Raw genomic sequence first — 17,455 nt, forward strand, 5'->3', positions numbered from 1 at the left:
ATAAGTGTGGCATTCAGATTACCCCAAAAGCCACGCACTATACACTATGATCAAAATTAACTCAAATGGATTTTATATGGATAATAAAATATCAATTGCTTTTTGATCGTTCTTCTCCTGTCTGATGGATTTAATAAAGTCATTAAAGGGTCAAATATCCTCGGGTAAGGACATCAAACTGGCATTTCCTCCAGCAGCGGTAGTGTCTACCGTGTAGGTTCTTTCATGACATAAACGAACAAGGTAGTTAGGTCCACCAGCTTTAGGCCCTGTTCCAGATAACCCTTCACCACCGAAGGGCTGCAAGCCTACTACAGCACCTATCATGTTTCGATTGACATAACAATTTCCGGCATGAACACGTTGGCGAATGTATTCTACCGTTTCGTTGATGCGACTGTGGATCCCTAAAGTTAAACCAAAACCGGTCTGATTGATTTGATGAATAACCTGATCCAGGTTTTTTCTTTTAAATTGAATCACATGCAATACAGGGCCAAAGACCTCTTTTTCCAGAGCATTAATATGATCAATAGCAATAGCTGTTGGGGGCATAAAATATCCCGATTCGCACTCATCACCTAATTTGCATTGATACAGAATTTCATACTTCTTTTTCATCTGTTCAACATGGTTGGTCAATGACGATAACGCATCGTGATCAATTACAGGACCAATATCCGTTGTCAGCCAGCAAGGATCACCAACAACCAGTTCCGCCATAGCCCCTTTTAGTAATTCTATGGTTCGTGGATACACTTCTTCCTGAACAAACAAAACACGCAAAGCAGAGCAACGTTGGCCTGCACTACCAAAAGCAGAAACTACTGCATCAACAACAACCTGCTCTAACAAGGCTGATGAATCAACCAGCATGGCATTTTGTCCCCCGGTTTCTGCAATAAGTGGGATTATTTCCCCACCACGCATTGCCAGAGTCCGATTAATCAGATTGGCCGTATCCGTTGATCCGGTAAACAAAACTGCTTTAATACGTTTATCAGCAACCAGAGCCGCACCTATGGTCTCACCAGCTCCGGGTAGTAACTGAACGGCTCCTGCTGGAATTCCAGCCTGATGCATCAGTTTCACGGCATAAGCCGCAATCAAAGGCGTTTGTTCCGCTGGTTTGGCTATAACGCAATTACCCGTTACCAAACCGGCAACCACCTGGCCGGTAAAAATTGCCAAAGGAAAATTCCAGGGGCTGATACACAGAATGGTTCCTCTGGGATGTAAACTGAGTTCATTAATCTCACCGGTATAACCATGAAGTCTTGTTGGCTCTGCCATCAACTGCTGAGCCATATGAGCATAATATCGGCAAAAATCTATAGCCTCACGTACTTCGGCAACACCATCATTCCAAGTTTTTCCCGCTTCAAGGCAGGCTAAAGATAAAAATTCCATCATATTCGCTTGCAGCAAATCAGCAAACCGACTCAAACATGCAGCACGCTCTCCAACTGGGGTTTTGCTCCACAAAGGAAAGGCTGACTCAGCCTGAACCAGAGCCTGTTCAACGTCATCCAAACTGGCAAGTTGAACATTGCCAACAGGTCTTGATGGCTGCTGGGGTGAAGTAACTGTCTGTTGATCATCACAGGACATTTTACCACCTACAATAGGCCCTGCCCTCCATTGATTCAAATCCAGTCGAGATAATTCCTGCTGTAGCAAAGCCCGCTCATACCGATTGCTAAAATCAAATCCTTTTGAATTCTTGCGTGTTGGTAAAAATAAATGTTCAGGTAAAGGGATGTTTTTATTGATGCTATGTAACAAAGACCTGGTTTTAGAAACCGGATCGTCTACCAAATCGCTAATGGGTGCATTATCATCAACAATCCGGTTAACAAAAGAAGAATTCGCTCCATTTTCCAGTAAACGACGAACCAAATAAGGAAGCAAATCCTCATGACTTCCTACAGGAGCATAGATTCGACATGTAATGCCGTAATACTCCTGTGGCACTACTTGCTCATAGAGTTCATTTCCCATTCCATGCAAACATTGAAATTCAAAATCTCGGTACTCTCCTACAATATTCAAAATCATCGCAACAGAATAGGCATTATGTGTAGCAAACTGGGGATAAATTGCATCTGTCATGGTTAATAGTTTTTTAGCGCAAGCCTGAAACGATACATCAGTAAATACCTTACGAGTAAAAACAGGATACTCGGATAATCCTTGCATTTGCGTTTTTTTAATTTCGCTATCCCAGTAAGCACCTTTGATTAATCGCACCATCATTCGGCGATTTTTGCTTCGCGCCAGAGCGGCAACCCAATCCAGAACATAAAATGCTCTTTTTTGATACGATTGAACAGCAAGTCCAAAACCATCCCAACCATCCAGACTGTTATCTTTGAATACTTTTTCTATAACATCCAAAGATAAATCCAGGCGTTCTGATTCCTCTGCATCAACCGTAAGCGCAATACCATAGTCTTTTGCCATGCGAGACAATACAAGCAGTCGAGGTGGTAATTCTTCCATAACCCGTTCATATTGAGACTCGTTATAGCGGGGATGGATGGCAGATAATTTAATGGAAATGCCTGCTCGCTGATAGAGATTTGCGTTTTTATCAACCTGTTGACCAATGGACTCTATCGCTTTTTTATAAGCATCAAAATAACGCAGGGCATCTGCAGATGTTAAAGCCGCTTCACCCAACATATCGTAGGAATAACAATATCCTTTAGCTTCTTTTTTCTTTGCTCTGGTTAGCGCTTCGTTTATCGTACGCCCCATAACAAACTGCTTGCTCATGATACGCATTGCTTTTTCTACTGCAGTTCTGACTACTGCTTCACTGCTGCGGTTTACTACTTTCATTAAGGCTTTTGTCAGTATATTTTCTGCTTTTTCAGGTGTTAAAACCTTACCAGTCAACATCAAAGCCCAAGTGGTGGCATTAACAAAAAAAGAATCACTTTGCCCTCGATGAGCGCTCCAATCTCCTCCTGAAAGCTTGTCTTTGATCAAATTATCTATGGTTGCATTATCAGGAACTCGTAATAAGGCTTCAGCCAGACACATCAAAGCAATACCTTCATCACTTGATAACGCATATTCTGTAAGAAAAGAATCGATGCCTGTGCTTTTTTTTCTTTCCGACCTAACAGTCTCTACCAATTTCATAGCACTTGCACGAATAGCAATCTGTTGTTCAGGCTCCAACGCTGCTTTATCACAAAGTTCTGTAATTAAAGAAAGCTCATCAGCACGATAAGCTTTATTAATGGCAGCTCGCAAACCTTCAGGCACATTAATGGACTGCTTTTCCAGCATAATATTCTCCGAATTCAGGTAATCAATTTCTGCGAACAATCTTAGTGCAGAACCAATCCAAAGGAAATGAAATTGTTAAAAATTAATATGGATTACATGCCTTTGATAGTGTCTAATACAGTTTAAAATTGCTGATTAAGCACCAAAACATAGATTAAAAAACAAACAAAAAGGATTGATTTGCATCTTTTTGGTAGTTAAAAACCACTCAAATTTGCATTAAAAACAATCTAACTGGACACAAATAATACAATTAATTTATTTCACCACATCGTAACTTATTGAATTGAATAACTTTATTTCTTTTTGGGCAAGGAAAGATCTTATGATTTTACAAATGGGGCATTTGTATATATAATCACCACCTTTTTAATGACCAATAACGGTGATTTAACAAGAAGAAAGGAGCAGTATGAATACATTATTTACTCTAATCTCAACCGTCATATTGACAAGCAATATTACTTCCAGCGTCCCTTCATTTGCGAAACCTGGAACCGATTTGAATACTCAAGTTCAGCACCTGGGTTCAAAAGCGCCCAAGCTAAACCGAAATGTTTTAAAGCTTGCCTTAACTGCTTACAAAAATGCAAGCAAAAGAGGTAATGTTAAAAAACCAGTTCTTACCGTGATTGATTATTCACTGCCATCTAACAAACAGCGCATGTGGGTTTTCGACTTAAGAAATGAAAAGCTTTTGTATAATACCTACGTAGCACATGGAAAAAATTCAGGAGTTGTTGCGAACCATTTCTCCAATAGAGAATCAAGCAAACAATCCAGTCTTGGAACTTATATTACCAAAGATACATATGTTGGCCATAAGGGGTATTCATTAAATTTACAGGGTCTGGATAGAGGCTTTAATGATAACGCATACAACAGACGTGTTGTGATCCATGGTGCCTGGTACGTAGAACCTGACTTTATCAAAAAATCAGGACGTGCTGGTTTGTCCTGGGGATGCCCTGCCATAGCTCAGACTTTGGCAAAACCGGTGATCAATACCATAAAAAATGGCTCTGTAGTATTTGCTTATTATCCAGATAAAAAATTCTTATCACATTCTGGATATCTGGTAGCCTAAAAAAATAAAGCCAGGGCAAGCCCTGGCTTTTCGCAGTCATCCGTATAAGAACATCCCGTTCTTAAAGTCATCCTGACATATCAGATCCATCTGATTACAAATCCTTTTGATTGACTTATATCCTTACAAGCCATGTGTATAATTTAGCAATCGATGATCTATATCGCAAGGACGTTTCCAAGCCTTTTCTTCGTTTGCCAGGCAAAAGACAGTATCACGCTTTCACAAAAAAATCATTTAATACATAGAGTTACGATTAAACCAAGTTATATAGTGTCAAATAAATTGACATTGTCTCTATTTGAATTGAGAAATTTCTTACACGAAATAGAGCAATTAATCTCATAACAAAAGCACCTTAATATCAATAAGTAACTGCATTTATCTGTAAAAGACAGTATGAGAGGCTTGATTATGCTGTAAGTTGTGTTAGTTTATTCAAGTTAGAATGTATCCGGGTAGAATTATGAACCAGCAGATAAATCAAGTGAGAAAAGATAAGCTGCAAATTATTGATTGGCTTATTGAACATTTTCCTCATGCTTTTTTTAAAAAAGGAAATCAGGTAAAACCGCTTAAAATAGGAATCTTTGACGATATTATAGATTTTTATGAACGACTGGATTCTCCACCCTTTAGTAAAAAATCGCTTAGAGAAGCCCTAAGTTATTACAGTGCGTCACCAGCTTATCTTAATTGTCAAAAAGCAGGTGCAGCTCGAATTGATATTTACGGTAATGAAATTGATGTAGTTACACCTGATCAGGCTAAATACGCCCATCAACGTTTTCAGGAACGCTACACCAAAAAGAAAGAAACGGAATAATTCATATCAAAATCAGGTCGCTTCGCAACACTGTTTAACCCCCTCTCCACCATGCTACGCACGGTGGAGAGGGGAAAACTTGGTAAGTTCTATTTAGTACGTTGGGAGTTACTCAAACAGAATCAAATAACTTTTTTATGATTCTTTTCGTAAAGCCATCAGATAATTCACCGAAACATCCGTACACAAAGAGGCTACTCTGGTAATGGGATTATAGTTAATCCCTTTTAAATCAATTAAAGTAAATCCACAAGCACGAGCCATGGATGCAAGCTCACTGGGTCTTATAAATTTATCATAATCGTGAGTTTGTCTTGGCAAAAGTTTCAATAAATATTCAGCAGCAATAATTGCAGTAGCATAGGCTTTTGGAGAGCGATTAATCGTTGATAAAAACAACAAACCCTCTTTTTTTAGTAACCTGTTGCACTGTTGAAGTATGTGTTCTGGTTGGGGAACGTGCTCCAAAAGTTCCATACACGTTATCACATCAAAGGGATCATCTTTATACTCTTCTATAGGCGTACACAAATAACGCAAGGGTAAACCCTGATTTTGGGCATGGAGTTCTGCGGCCTTAATCACTTCAATTTCTGCATCAACTCCTGTGACATCTGCTTGTTTTTTTGCCATGGATTCAGACAGTATTCCCCCACCGCATCCCACATCAAGCACACGAACACCAGTCAGATTGACGCAATCGGAAATAAATTCAAGCCGGGTGCTATTGATATCATGTAATGTTTTGAGAGGGCCTTCGGTATCCCACCAATGCGCTGAATGTTGAGCAAATTTTTGCAGTTCCTGTTTATCTATTGTGGATTCACTATTTGTCATATGCCAATAAGTCCAGTGGTTTAAAAAAATCAATAACATGCTGATTCGTGATGAAACTGATGTTATATGGATGTTCTGCCTTAAGACCTACAGATAGTATATCCTGCGGAATCATGTTGGCAATCTTACCTAACAAGATTAACTTAACTGATGGTTTTAGCAACTTTATTTGCTCCAATAAGCACTTCATGAAAGGAAACCAGTATCGAGCGTGATAAGGTACTTTGCCTTCGAGGTACACGGGGCAGGCATTGAGTAATAATATCCCTTTATTCATCATACCTCTAAAAAGATCATTGGCTGTTCGGATCAAATGTTCCTTTTCTACTTGAGCTATAGCCTGTTGCGACGTGTCATCTTGCAATACGCCTCGTGCAATTAACAACATTTTAAGCATGTTTCTCAAGGAAGTGGCTTTATTCACCGATTTAGCCAAACCATTATTACTCCAGAGTTCATGTACTGAATTATCCCAAAATGCATAACCATTCGCAGATTCAATGCGAGGGTACGGCGATTCACCAAAAAGAATATAGTCCGTTTTGGAAAGAGGAAGACTAAACGCTGAAAAAAGGTTCATGATGCCCGGTAGCCATGAAGTGTCATTAAGCAACTCATCCAGATAATTTTTGTCCATCACCTTAATTGCGGTATTTAAAATGGTAAGCCACTCCGGATGACACCCATCCAAAAGAACGTGATAACTCATATTAAAACTCATGTCTTCTCAAGAGTGCTAAATTATAAAGTCTTCATGTCCTGTTCACTAGAACTATTTCCAGGTCATGCCAACCCTATACTGTATAAAGCCCAGGATGGGGATATTTAGCCTTGCAGGCAGGATTTTTATATCGTGCCAGTTGAACAAATACCTATCATAAGAAGCTGTATTTTGTTACAATCAATGCAAATATTGGGCTTTGTATATTGTGAGTACTGATTTGTTGACCGAACACACTCCATCCAGTGATATGCTGCATAATCTTAACTGTTATGCTTATCTTTGTGAGCTTCGCCCTTTCTTGTCTGAAAACGTGATCCGTAGTTTACCTCGATTGGCGGCTTTAGCTAAAGTTGATGAGCCATATAATGCCTCTTTTGCTTATGGAAATTTGTATTCGTTTATTCTCACCTATCTCGAAGATGAAATTGATGCGGCATACAGAAATTCAGGTTCCAATAACACCAGAGAATTGGATTCTCTCATTTTCAAAATTTATCATAATGACAATCATATTCTCGAAAATGGGCCATGGATAAACAAAATCGGCGCAAAAATAAGACCGAGCCAACTGGATATAGGTAATGAAATTGCAAGAACTCTGGCAAAAAAAGAAAAAAATTCGGTAAACCAGTTAACCCCTACTAAAGCTGAAAGTATGTGGAATCGTTTTTCGACTCTATTTACACCTAATTTTAAGCCTCAGTTGGATACTAATCTGCCATCAATCCGGCATTTTTCCTATAATATCAACCAAAAGAATACAGAGTACCGCTTTAGTACTCAAGCACAACGCCATAAAGGAAGTGTGCGCATCAGCCCATTATTTTTACGTTGGTTGGAAATAAATGCGAGCAAATACCCAGAAAAACAACCCATTTGCCATGTCTATTTTAATAATCTTGGATTGGATAGATTCAAGATTTTGGATATTCCTGGATATAACGAAAAACAATTCAGTCTTGAGCTTCATAAACTGGAAGATAATCCCAAATACAAAATTGCGATTATTACACTTCCTGCAAGCCACGCATTAATGGATGTGGATTTATATAAAAAGCACGATGATCAACTGGAATACTCTTCTGTTTTTAATGAGCTACTGGATGTTGCTGAAGGTAAGAAACATAAAAGCGGCGTATCCGATTTTAAATTAAGCCCAGCTCTCCGCTCCATACTCTTTACAGAAGATCAGAACCAAACGGAAATTTTAAAAAAACTGTTGACCAACAGTTTTGCATACATGGGCTTCATTGAAACAGACCTGCTCACCACCGCCCAAAAACAGGCCATATGGTTGCATTTCACCAAATACGAACTGACCGACTACATCATCAGGACACTCAGCCCTGAAAACACATCAATTGGTTACAATTTCTCTTGCCGAGACGCAATAGACAGGGGTACCGTTTCATCAACTTACTATAATCTGGTCAAATCCATAAAGACTCAAAACCCAATTAAAAAAGAGGAGTTTGAGCGTGCTTTAGAAAGTGCTGCGGCTAATGTAAAAGCCAGAGGCATGAATTTTCATCGTAAAATAATCTGGAACGCCATAGACTGCCTGGTACAAGCTAACTACAAAACTTTTATAGAAGATAACCGCCTTTCATGGTTAATTTTCTGGAGAGATATGAATTGCCCTCATACTCGAGTTGACGGTCTAATTAACTTGCGAATTCAACAATGCAAACAACAGCTGCGTAATTTACCAACAGACCAGGAAAATTTAAAAAAATCAGGACTGAAACTTCTTGAACAAATCCATCAGCTCTATAACCAAAAAGTAAATGGGCAAAGGCTTTTACTTGAAGTAGTAGCGAGAACATCGCAATTACTCCGCTCACCACCAACTGAAGAGTCACTTAAAGAATACATCAATCTTTCTAACGAACTGAAATTAAATTACCCCATCCTGCGCATAGTCGCAGGCTTGATGCAAACCTTGTTAGGCTTATTGCTTTATGTTCCTTCTCTTGGCTTTTCAAAAGAACTCATTACCAAAGGTATGTCTCTTGCCAAAAGCGGCTTTTTTATTGCAGAGCGCGAACAACTTTGTGAGCAACTCCATAATTTCGCAGAACACCAAAGCATAGTACCGATTGCTTGAGTTATTGATTTACTCTAACATCGATCAAAATGATAATCTGGAGTGATTATGCTTTTGACCAACTTCAATATACCTGAGCTCGTTACAGAGCAGGTTAATTCATATTTATCAACCAATAAACCTGATTTTTCGGATTTAAGAAAACTGATTCTGGCAAAAGCCCCAGTGCCTCAAGTACATGCCTCTATTGTTGCTATTCTCACTGAAACAAAAGAAAAAAGTAATGATGCGGTTCGAAAAGCATTGGAAACCCAGGCTCATAAAAATCAACTCAGTGAAGATGAGCAACAAAAAAAACAGGAACAATCAGAAGAAACAAAAGAAGATGAAGAAAAAAAACGCCTGACTCGTGAATTAAATCATATTCCAACCCAAATCAGCACCTGCGAAACAGAGATTGGCTTACTGCACCGCAAGCTAAACAGACTTATGGAAGCACCACCGCAGGTTAAAGTGTCACAAAAAGTATCGACAATAAAAGGTAAATCGCAATCATCGCTAAACGAACACAACCGATCCATAGAAAAAATCAGAAAGGCATTAACCGATTATGAATTAAAAATTAAAAAATTATTAAAGGAACAACATCGCAAGCAAATCCGGCTGCGAGAAATTGAAGAACACAGCGACATTCGTAAAATTCACCAGAACCAAAGAAACATGCGTGCTCAAGCGACTATAGGTTATAGCAATTCTGGTGAAGGTATAGAAAAAACGTTATCAGGGAAAAATCGCAGCTTACTTATGAAAAGTTTAAAAGCACAGCATGAAGCGCTTGAAAAAAAATGTGCCGAGTTAATTAACGATGCAGAACAAATAAACTTCCCCTCTTTTCTCGAGGAGCTACAAAAGAATTTAAACAAAAATACTTCGCCCCACCTTACCTTACCCGAAGTAAATGCCCTAAACACCATCATCAAATTGATTAAAAAGCATATGGAATTTGAACACACGGCCCAAACTACAGCAACCAGTTTGGAACTTAAAAAAAAACTAATAAGCTCGCAGATAAGCCGATTAGCGAAATTAAAATCCAGGCTGAACGCATTAATAGATAATAACCCCGTTCTATGCGCTACGAATCAAAAATTATCATCAGAAAACAAGGAATTGTTTTTAACCCTGGATAAAAACAATAAATTGCGTGCTCGTCTCAGTAAGCCCGCATTATTGCTGACAACCCTAACCTGCCTTTTTTGTATTCCTCTGATTCTTACGGTCAGTGGCATAATGCCTCAGTTTCTTCCACCAATCCTGCTCTATTGTCTGTTTGCCCTATCCCCTGCCTCGTTATGCTGCGCCACATTGGGTATAGGAATAGCCGCCCTGGTTTACAAGATTAAAGCCCATTTAAATCAATCGGCAATAAAAACGAACGAGTTGACGATAAATCTCAATACAAAAAGAATGGAACGGAATGGTCACGAAATAACCACCATGGAAAAAACAACTATTCCCTCTTTAGATGCCCGAATAAAAAAAGAAGAGGATACACGAAACCTTATGATACTCTCGCTAACCAAAGCACAAACTCAATCCCAACGCTATTTCAATCAGGCAAAGCAAATTAAACCCAATTTCTCTTTGAGTTTTATGGGGTCTTCTGGATTAAGTTCCTCAAACGAGAACCCAAAAATAAAACAACTTGAGATACAACGCATTGAACACGACTCAGAAAATGATGATTCATCATATGAAGAAGAACTGGAGGCAAACATCTTTTCTCCTAACCCTGTTTAATCGTGTGGCTTGTTTGACTATACAGTGTCAATTAAGCTATTGTTTAGCCTTTAGTTTTAGAGTCGTATGTCATGGTAAATCACTATAGAGAATTAATCGATACTGTACGTTCCAACCAAAAAACCATGGTGGATCAACTCCACCAATTCTGCGAAATTAATTCAGGTACAACCAATCTGGAAGGACTCAAGGTGATGACAAATGCCCTGCATCATGCCTATGAACCTGTTGCCGATACCATACACCAAAAAAAAATGAGTCCGCTCTCTGTAATTAACATGAATGGTTGTGCCACAACGCAACACTGTGGCGATGCATTACTTATCAGCAAACGACCGCATTTAAAACGCCGCATACTGCTTAGCGGTCATATGGATACTGTTTATGCGGCAAACAACCCCTTTCAAAAACTCACCTACATTAACGATAATTACGTGAATGGGCCTGGGGTTGCGGATATGAAAGGAGGGTTGATTGTCATGCTGCACGCCCTATCCGCATTCGAACAAACAGACGCCGCTTCACAACTCGGCTGGGATGTCCTGATTAATTCCGATGAAGAAATAGGCTCCCCTGCATCAAGTGCTCTTTTTGCTGAATTGGCACCAAACTATCAAGCGGCACTTGTCTATGAACCAGCAATGACCGCAACAGGAACACTGGCAAAAAACCGCAAGGGAAGTGGAAAATTAACTCTTGTTGCTACGGGTAAAGCAGCACACGCAGGCCGAGCTTTTGATGAAGGACGAAACGCTATTTGTTATTTGGCAGAAGCCGTTACCGCTATTCATTCGCTGAACGGTCTGCGTGATGGGGTGACTATAAATGTCGGTAAAATAGCCGGTGGTGAAGCCTTAAACGTGGTTCCTGATAAAGCAGTTGCTCAGCTCGATATTCGTATAAGTCTCGCAGAAGATGAATTTTGGGTAAGGGATCAACTCACTCAACTAATCAATAGGATGAAAAGAACAGACTATTCACTGACTGTTCATGGCGGATTTGGCAGACCAGTGAAACGCATTTGCCAGGCTACAGAACGTTTGTTTGCTCGAGTGCAACTTATAGGCAAAGAATTGGGATTATCCATAGACTGGAAAGACAGTGGCGGCTGTTGCGATGGCAATAATCTGGCTCACCACGGTTTAGCGGTTCTGGATACCCTGGGCGTTAGAGGTGGAAACATACACAGCGCCGAAGAATACATATTGCTTGATAGTTTATCAGAACGTGCGGCTCTTAGTGCTTTACTCTTGACGGATTTGGCACAAGGCGGTTTAGAGGATCTAAAAAAATGATGCTATTTCGCAGCGTTCGTGAATCGGATCTGGATGCCATTCACGAACTGGCAGAAAAAAGCGGTATAGGGATGACGACCCTGCCCAAAAATAAAGAGCTACTAAAAAAACGACTTGAATGGTCTTGTGATTCCTATGCAAAACAGGTGACCAAACCAGCAAACGAATACTATCTTTTTGTGCTGGAAGATCAAGAAAGCCAAAAAATAGTTGGAACATCTGCCATTGAGGCAAAAACGGGACATGAAACACCGTTTTACTCCTACAAATTGTCCAAACGAACTCGAATTTGCCATTCACTGGGTATAAGAAGTGATTATGAGGTATTGAGCCTGGTAAATGATAATCAGGGACGAAGTGAAATATGCACCCTTTTTCTCGACCCTGAATACAGAAAAAATAATAACGGACTACTGCTCTCCAAAGGACGTTTTTTATTCATGGCACATAATCCTTCACGCTTTGCGTCTATGGTTATTGCTGAAATGCGGGGAATTTCTGACGAACATGGTATTTCCCCTTTTTGGGATAATATTGGCGCTCATTTTTTTCATATGCCCTTTGCTGAAGCCGACCGGCTCACACTGGCAACGAACAAGCAATTCATCGCTGATCTGATGCCTCGAAATCCTGTCTATGTCAAACTGCTGTCCGAAACTGCCCAAGCAGTTATTGGCAAACCGCATCAATCCACTGTGCCTGCAATGAATATTTTATTAAAAGAAGGATTTCGTTATAACAACTATGTGGATATTTTTGATGCGGGACCAACTATAGAGGCACCTGTAAACGAAATTAAAACCATAGCGCTCAGTCGTATCATGGTTATTAAAAGTCTGAGTGATGAGGTTAGCAGTAACGAATATTTGCTGGCAAACACACAAATGGATTTTCGCTCAACGATTAATTATGCGGTATTTAATGAACAGGAAAACACCTGTATTATCAGCAAAAAAACGGCACATTTACTCAAAGTAACATGTGGTGACAGTCTGCGCATTTCTCCTATAAGAATCCATGAGGCTCCACCATTGTCATAAGGAAATAAGATGTCTACAGAAGCTATCATGTCAGGTAAAGGTCAGTATATCAACGGGGTTTGGGAAAAAGGAAAGGGGACTACTCTTGAGTCCGTTAATCCATCGTATGGAACCCTGCTTTGGCAAGGAACCAGCGCCACTGAAAGCGATATTACTGCTGCCAGTCATGCTGCTCGCAATGCACTTTCTGACTGGTCTGAAACATCCTTTGAACAGCGTGCGCAATACACCAAAGCATTTGCCCAACACATTGAAAAAAATCGTGACCGGCTTGCTCGCTTAATCAGTCTGGAAACAGGTAAACCTCTATGGGAATCGCAAACTGAAGTCACTGCCGTCTTGGGAAAAATTAATATATCGATCCAGGCTTATCAAGAAAGAACCGGCGAGAAGCATACATCCACAGCCGAAGCAAATGCCTGGTTGCGATTCAAACCACAAGGTGTGGTTGTGGTCCTGGGGGCATTCAATTTTCCAGCTCATTTAAGCAATGGGCACATAGTGCCCGCCTTGCTTGCTGGAAATACCATTCTGTACAAGCCAAGCGAACAGACCCCTGCCGTTGCGGAACTGGTCATGCAATGTTGGCATGACAGCGGCATCCCCTCCGGGGTCATTAATTGTTTACAAGGTGATTATCACTGCGGTGCGACACTACTTGCTCAGGACATTCAAGGTGTGTATTTTACAGGAAGTTATTCAACAGGAAGACGTATTCATCAACAATTCGCAGACAGACCAGAAGTGATTCTTGCACTTGAAATGGGCGGAAATAATCCTTTGATTATTGACGAAGTCAACGATATAAATGCGGCAGTTTATAACACCATTCTTTCCGCATTTATTACTGCAGGGCAACGATGTACCTGTGCAAGACGGGTGATGATTCCCAATAGCCACCGGGGTGACGAGTTTTTGCAGCGCTTGATTCACGCCTCAAAATCAGTAAAAACAGGCCCTTTTGATACTCAACCCGAGCCGTTTATGGGGCCAGTAATAAGCCATGTCCAGGCACTAAAACATTTACATGCCCAAGACCAGCTCATCGGGGTTGGTGGTGAATCTTTAGTAGCTATGGGACTCATGGCTGAATACACCGGTCTTTTAACTCCAGGGATCATAGACATGACTCGTGTCCCAAACCCGCCAGATGAAGAAGTTTTTGCTCCTTTGATTCAAATATACCGCTACAGCAGTTTTGATGAAGCAATAGAACGTGCCAATCAAACACGTTATGGTCTTGCTGCAGGATTATTTAGTGACAGTGAGGCGCATTATAAGCATTTTTATCAAAAAGTTCGAGCCGGTTTGATTAACTGGAACAGACCTACAACCGGTGCGGCAAGCAGTCTTCCTTTTGGCGGTGTTGGACGAAGCGGGAATCATAGGCCAAGTGCCTATTTTGCAGCCGATTATTGCGCTTATCCTGTGGCAAGTATGGAGCAACCTGTTTTATCCACACCGGCTCAACTGTTACCCGGCATCGTTTTGGAATAATAGCTATGAATGTATACGAATTAAACATGGATGGACTGGTTGGACCTACCCATCATTATGCGGGGCTTTCTGCAGGCAATATTGCCTCTACAACTAATGCCTTAAGCACCTCTAATCCTCAGGCAGCTGCTCTTCAAGGATTAGCTAAAATGCGTTTGTTGCATCGTATGGGTTTAAAACAGGCCCTACTGCCTCCCCATCAACGCCCTAATCTGGAACTGCTTTATCAATTGGGATTTAGCGGATCGCCATCAGAACAAATAACTAAAGCAAGCAAATCTGCACCCCAACTACTGAGTGCCTGTTATTCAGCGTCAAGTATGTGGTCTGCTAATGCAGCTACAGTTTCAGCCAGTACAGATACCCTGGATGGAAAAGTACACTTCACGGCAGCTAATTTAGTCAGTAATTTACACCGCCATCAGGAAGCAGAATTCTCCCAAAAAATGCTCCACTTTATTTTTGCAGATACCGAATACTTCATTCATCATCCTGTATTGCCTCGCTCCACAGTGATGGGCGATGAGGGTGCGGCTAATCATAATCGTTTATGTAAAAACCATGCCCACAAAGGAATAAATCTTTTTGTTTATGGTAAACAAGCATTGACGTGCGCAAAGAATGCTCCTGAACCAACCAAATATCCAGCACGTCAAACACGAGAAGCTTCAGAAGCAATAGCCCGAGCCCATATGCTATCTGCTGAACGAGTGGTTTTTGCTTGTCAAAATCCAGGTGCAGTTGATCAAGGTGTATTCCATAATGATGTAATTGCTGTTGCGAATGAGTCAGTATTTCTTTTTCATGAGGATGCTTTTTTAAACCGGGATGAAGTGCTTGCGACGTTAAATGCAAAAGCTGATTTTCCTCTAACTTTAATAGAGGTTTCACGAAAAACGATTAGTGTTGAGGATGCGGTAAACTCCTATTTATTTAATTCACAACTCATAACCCTCCCTGATCAAAAAAACATGATGTTGATAGCGCCTGCTGAGTGTGAACATAATCCTAAAGTAAAAGGCTGTATTGATGGCATAATAAGCGATTCAAGCAATCCAGTTAATGCAGTACAATACCTGGATTTGAAACAAAGCATGCGAAATGGTGGTGGCCCGGCCTGTCTCAGATTACGTGTTCCATTAAACGAGTACGAAATTGATGCCATGCATCAAGGAATACTCATCAACGAAGAGCTGTTACATGTTTTGGAGCAATGGGTTATAAAACACTACAGAACGGAGTTATCAGCGCAGGATCTTGCCGATCCCCAGTTGATGAATGAAAGCCTGCAGGCACTCGATGAATTAACCCAAATATTAAAATTGGGTTCTATTTACCCATTTCAACTCTGAGCATTCAACATAAGACTACTCTGTTGATTTTTATGAAGATCTCATGGATTCCTTTCTCGCAGCTGATGAACGGGTTTGAAGACGTTAACCTGCGAAAATAACACCATGCCCTGTGCACTTAAAACCTTGATTACGCTGCGCTGCATCAAGGCTACAAAATCGATTCAAGAGTGTAGTTTTCATTGCAGCTCAAATAAATATCCACACTAATCCTGTCTGATGAATTGCACTCTCTATAAGCCCAGGTAGCCTTGATGCAGCGATAGCGAAATCAAGGTTTATTTATTTCGCTCCTCAAATTAATTTTCTGATTTCGCCTCACAATGGATACCTTTGCTTGCAGCTGATGAACAGTTTTGAGGACGTACACCGGCGACAATCACACCATGCCCGGTTCACTTAAAACCTTGATTACGCTGCGCTGCATCAAGGCTTGTATATTCTTATTGTTTCATCATATTGCCCTAAAAACCATCAAACTAGTGTACATTTGCCAGCAAGTAACTGTATAATACAAAAAACATAAATAGTCCCGGTATCCCATCATGGCGGCAACAGAAGACAGAATATCCAAAGACATCAAACCCAAACTGCAATTGACCTTATTCGGGCTTATCCGTGATGAGGCATCATGTCAGCCTGGGCCTGAAAAAACAGAGGAATACAACCAAGCCTGGATAGCCGCACAGGCATTGCAATTATTCGAGCATGTTGGGCATGGCAGACAAAATGAAGCGGAAGTCATTATCAGAAAAAATATTGAACTGTTAAAGTACAGACCGTTTAGTTCTTTTCAAGACATAACTGGAGTATCCTTTTCAGGTACTGCATTTCAATATGCTTTATGGGCTATGGATACTCACATGTACACTATGATGATCGATTGTCTTCCTCAAACCGAACAGGGAGAGGAAATCAGAAAGGACTTGTTAAAGCAAGCCGAGGAACAAAAAGAGCACTTTGATTTTCAGCCACTCATTAAGGCGCTTAAAATTTATGTTTTTTGTTTTAACGGCTGGAATTGGGAACAGAGAAAGGCGCACTGGTCTAAAGTCATTGGCGGTGTGCAACAGAATTTGCCGGCTCATGTTCGCCACGAGTACTGCCACCCTACCCGCTCATTTTATCCGGTGCCAAGTTTTACCGATAAGATCTTGACTCGCTCTTTAAATTTTTATAATTTACAAAATGAGTTATTGATGAAATGGGATGCAGGAATTTCAGGTTTAGGATCTGATTTTGCTATCGGCGGCAGGCGTCTTCCGAGCGAGTCCGGGGGCTTAGCATCCCCTGGAGGTGACCGGGCAACCGCTGTTAATGATTTGGCGGGTATTACCGCTTTATGTGCAGTAAGAACAACAGACTTGGTTTTACTTAAGCAGCGACTTCAGCTTCCGATTCAACAACCTGATAAAGTGCAGGACGTTGCTGGTCTAACCTTCTCTTAGCCCGATCGAGTTATCCGGCGGCATAGATAAGTTACCGCCGGGTGTGGTTCCCAACGAACCGGTAAAAACCATCCAAGCAATTCTTTGTATTCCATTCATTCACCACATGAAGTAAGTGAAGTAGATACTGTCTTTAAAGGCAAGCAAAATTTTCATTAAAAGGTTGCTTGCTTTTAAGTACTCCAAAAATGATATGAGCTAA

At 40.6% G+C, this 17,455-nt stretch carries 12 protein-coding genes; 9 read left to right on the top strand and 3 right to left on the bottom strand.

Going from position 1 to position 17,455, the window contains the following annotated elements; genetic code table 11:
- Positions 1 to 150 precede the first annotated feature (150 nt).
- On the bottom strand, positions 151 to 3,300 hold the full coding sequence (gene putA / locus Lwor_RS07455) for a bifunctional proline dehydrogenase/L-glutamate gamma-semialdehyde dehydrogenase PutA (RefSeq protein WP_058493249.1): 3,150 nt from the start codon (positions 3,298 to 3,300) through the stop codon (positions 151 to 153).
- A 412-nt stretch (positions 3,301 to 3,712) separates the two neighbouring features.
- On the opposite strand from putA, the gene Lwor_RS07460 reads away from it, so the two are divergent.
- Together Lwor_RS07460 and Lwor_RS07465 are read left to right on the top strand one after the other, a co-directional pair.
- Positions 3,713 to 4,387 carry a murein L,D-transpeptidase catalytic domain family protein gene (locus Lwor_RS07460; protein ID WP_058493250.1) on the top strand — a complete coding sequence of 225 codons (675 nt, stop codon included), beginning with the start codon at positions 3,713 to 3,715 and terminating at the stop codon, positions 4,385 to 4,387.
- A 466-nt stretch (positions 4,388 to 4,853) separates the two neighbouring features.
- Positions 4,854 to 5,213: a ProQ/FINO family protein gene (locus Lwor_RS07465; RefSeq protein ID WP_058493251.1), complete on the top strand. Its 360-nt coding sequence runs from the start codon at positions 4,854 to 4,856 to the stop codon at positions 5,211 to 5,213.
- Positions 5,214 to 5,348: 135 nt separating this feature from the next.
- Here Lwor_RS07465 and ubiG read toward each other — a convergent pair whose 3' ends face one another.
- Both ubiG and Lwor_RS07475 read right to left on the bottom strand, forming a co-directional pair.
- Complete coding sequence (gene ubiG / locus Lwor_RS07470; RefSeq protein WP_058493252.1) at positions 5,349 to 6,050, bottom strand: bifunctional 2-polyprenyl-6-hydroxyphenol methylase/3-demethylubiquinol 3-O-methyltransferase UbiG; 702 nt, start codon at positions 6,048 to 6,050, stop codon at positions 5,349 to 5,351.
- On the bottom strand, positions 6,040 to 6,771 hold the full coding sequence (locus Lwor_RS07475) for a uracil-DNA glycosylase family protein (protein ID WP_238584633.1): 732 nt from the start codon (positions 6,769 to 6,771) through the stop codon (positions 6,040 to 6,042). Before Lwor_RS07475 ends, ubiG begins: the two co-directional genes overlap by 11 nt.
- Positions 6,772 to 6,979: 208 nt before the next feature.
- Here Lwor_RS07475 and Lwor_RS07480 point away from each other — a divergent pair, with 208 nt between their 5' ends.
- The 7 genes from Lwor_RS07480 to Lwor_RS07510 all read left to right on the top strand — a co-directional run bounded on the left by Lwor_RS07480 (position 6,980) and on the right by Lwor_RS07510 (position 17,253).
- On the top strand, positions 6,980 to 8,881 hold the full coding sequence (locus Lwor_RS07480) for a hypothetical protein (protein ID WP_058493254.1): 1,902 nt from the start codon (positions 6,980 to 6,982) through the stop codon (positions 8,879 to 8,881).
- A 48-nt stretch (positions 8,882 to 8,929) separates the two neighbouring features.
- Positions 8,930 to 10,621 (top strand): Dot/Icm T4SS effector LegC3/PpeA, encoded by a 1,692-nt coding sequence (legC3, locus tag Lwor_RS07485; protein WP_058493255.1) that lies wholly within the window; start codon positions 8,930 to 8,932, stop codon positions 10,619 to 10,621.
- 71 nt (positions 10,622 to 10,692) lie between these two features.
- The gene (locus Lwor_RS07490; protein WP_083501591.1) at positions 10,693 to 11,916 is read left to right on the top strand and encodes a hydrolase; all 1,224 of its coding nucleotides are present in this window, start codon (positions 10,693 to 10,695) and stop codon (positions 11,914 to 11,916) included.
- Positions 11,913 to 12,956: an arginine N-succinyltransferase gene (gene astA / locus Lwor_RS07495; protein ID WP_058493256.1), complete on the top strand. Its 1,044-nt coding sequence runs from the start codon at positions 11,913 to 11,915 to the stop codon at positions 12,954 to 12,956. The genes Lwor_RS07490 and astA overlap by 4 nt, the downstream gene beginning before the upstream one ends.
- 9 nt (positions 12,957 to 12,965) lie before the next feature.
- Complete coding sequence (gene astD / locus Lwor_RS07500; protein ID WP_058493257.1) at positions 12,966 to 14,453, top strand: succinylglutamate-semialdehyde dehydrogenase; 1,488 nt, start codon at positions 12,966 to 12,968, stop codon at positions 14,451 to 14,453.
- A gap of 5 nt (positions 14,454 to 14,458) precedes the next feature.
- Positions 14,459 to 15,805 carry an N-succinylarginine dihydrolase gene (astB, locus tag Lwor_RS07505; protein WP_058493258.1) on the top strand — a complete coding sequence of 449 codons (1,347 nt, stop codon included), beginning with the start codon at positions 14,459 to 14,461 and terminating at the stop codon, positions 15,803 to 15,805.
- Positions 15,806 to 16,350: 545 nt separating this feature from the next.
- Positions 16,351 to 17,253 (top strand): hypothetical protein, encoded by a 903-nt coding sequence (locus Lwor_RS07510; protein ID WP_058493259.1) that lies wholly within the window; start codon positions 16,351 to 16,353, stop codon positions 17,251 to 17,253.
- Positions 17,254 to 17,455 lie beyond the last annotated feature (202 nt).

This window comes from Legionella worsleiensis (assembly GCF_001467535.1).
In the GTDB taxonomy this organism is placed as follows: domain Bacteria; phylum Pseudomonadota; class Gammaproteobacteria; order Legionellales; family Legionellaceae; genus Legionella; species Legionella worsleiensis.

What these genes read in the sequence shown, in the direction of transcription:
- putA (WP_058493249.1), bottom strand. Translation starts at nt 3,300, where the DNA reads ATGCTGGAAAAGCAGTCCATTAATGTGCCTGAAGGTTTGCGAGCTGCC.
- Lwor_RS07460 (WP_058493250.1), top strand. Translation starts at nt 3,713, where the DNA reads ATGAATACATTATTTACTCTAATCTCAACCGTCATATTGACAAGCAAT.
- Lwor_RS07465 (WP_058493251.1), top strand. Translation starts at nt 4,854, where the DNA reads ATGAACCAGCAGATAAATCAAGTGAGAAAAGATAAGCTGCAAATTATT.
- ubiG (WP_058493252.1), bottom strand. Translation starts at nt 6,050, where the DNA reads ATGACAAATAGTGAATCCACAATAGATAAACAGGAACTGCAAAAATTT.
- Lwor_RS07475 (WP_238584633.1), bottom strand. Translation starts at nt 6,771, where the DNA reads ATGAGTTTTAATATGAGTTATCACGTTCTTTTGGATGGGTGTCATCCG.
- legC3 (WP_058493255.1), top strand. Translation starts at nt 8,930, where the DNA reads ATGCTTTTGACCAACTTCAATATACCTGAGCTCGTTACAGAGCAGGTT.
- Lwor_RS07490 (WP_083501591.1), top strand. Translation starts at nt 10,693, where the DNA reads ATGGTAAATCACTATAGAGAATTAATCGATACTGTACGTTCCAACCAA.
- astA (WP_058493256.1), top strand. Translation starts at nt 11,913, where the DNA reads ATGATGCTATTTCGCAGCGTTCGTGAATCGGATCTGGATGCCATTCAC.
- astD (WP_058493257.1), top strand. Translation starts at nt 12,966, where the DNA reads ATGTCTACAGAAGCTATCATGTCAGGTAAAGGTCAGTATATCAACGGG.
- astB (WP_058493258.1), top strand. Translation starts at nt 14,459, where the DNA reads ATGAATGTATACGAATTAAACATGGATGGACTGGTTGGACCTACCCAT.
- Lwor_RS07510 (WP_058493259.1), top strand. Translation starts at nt 16,351, where the DNA reads ATGGCGGCAACAGAAGACAGAATATCCAAAGACATCAAACCCAAACTG.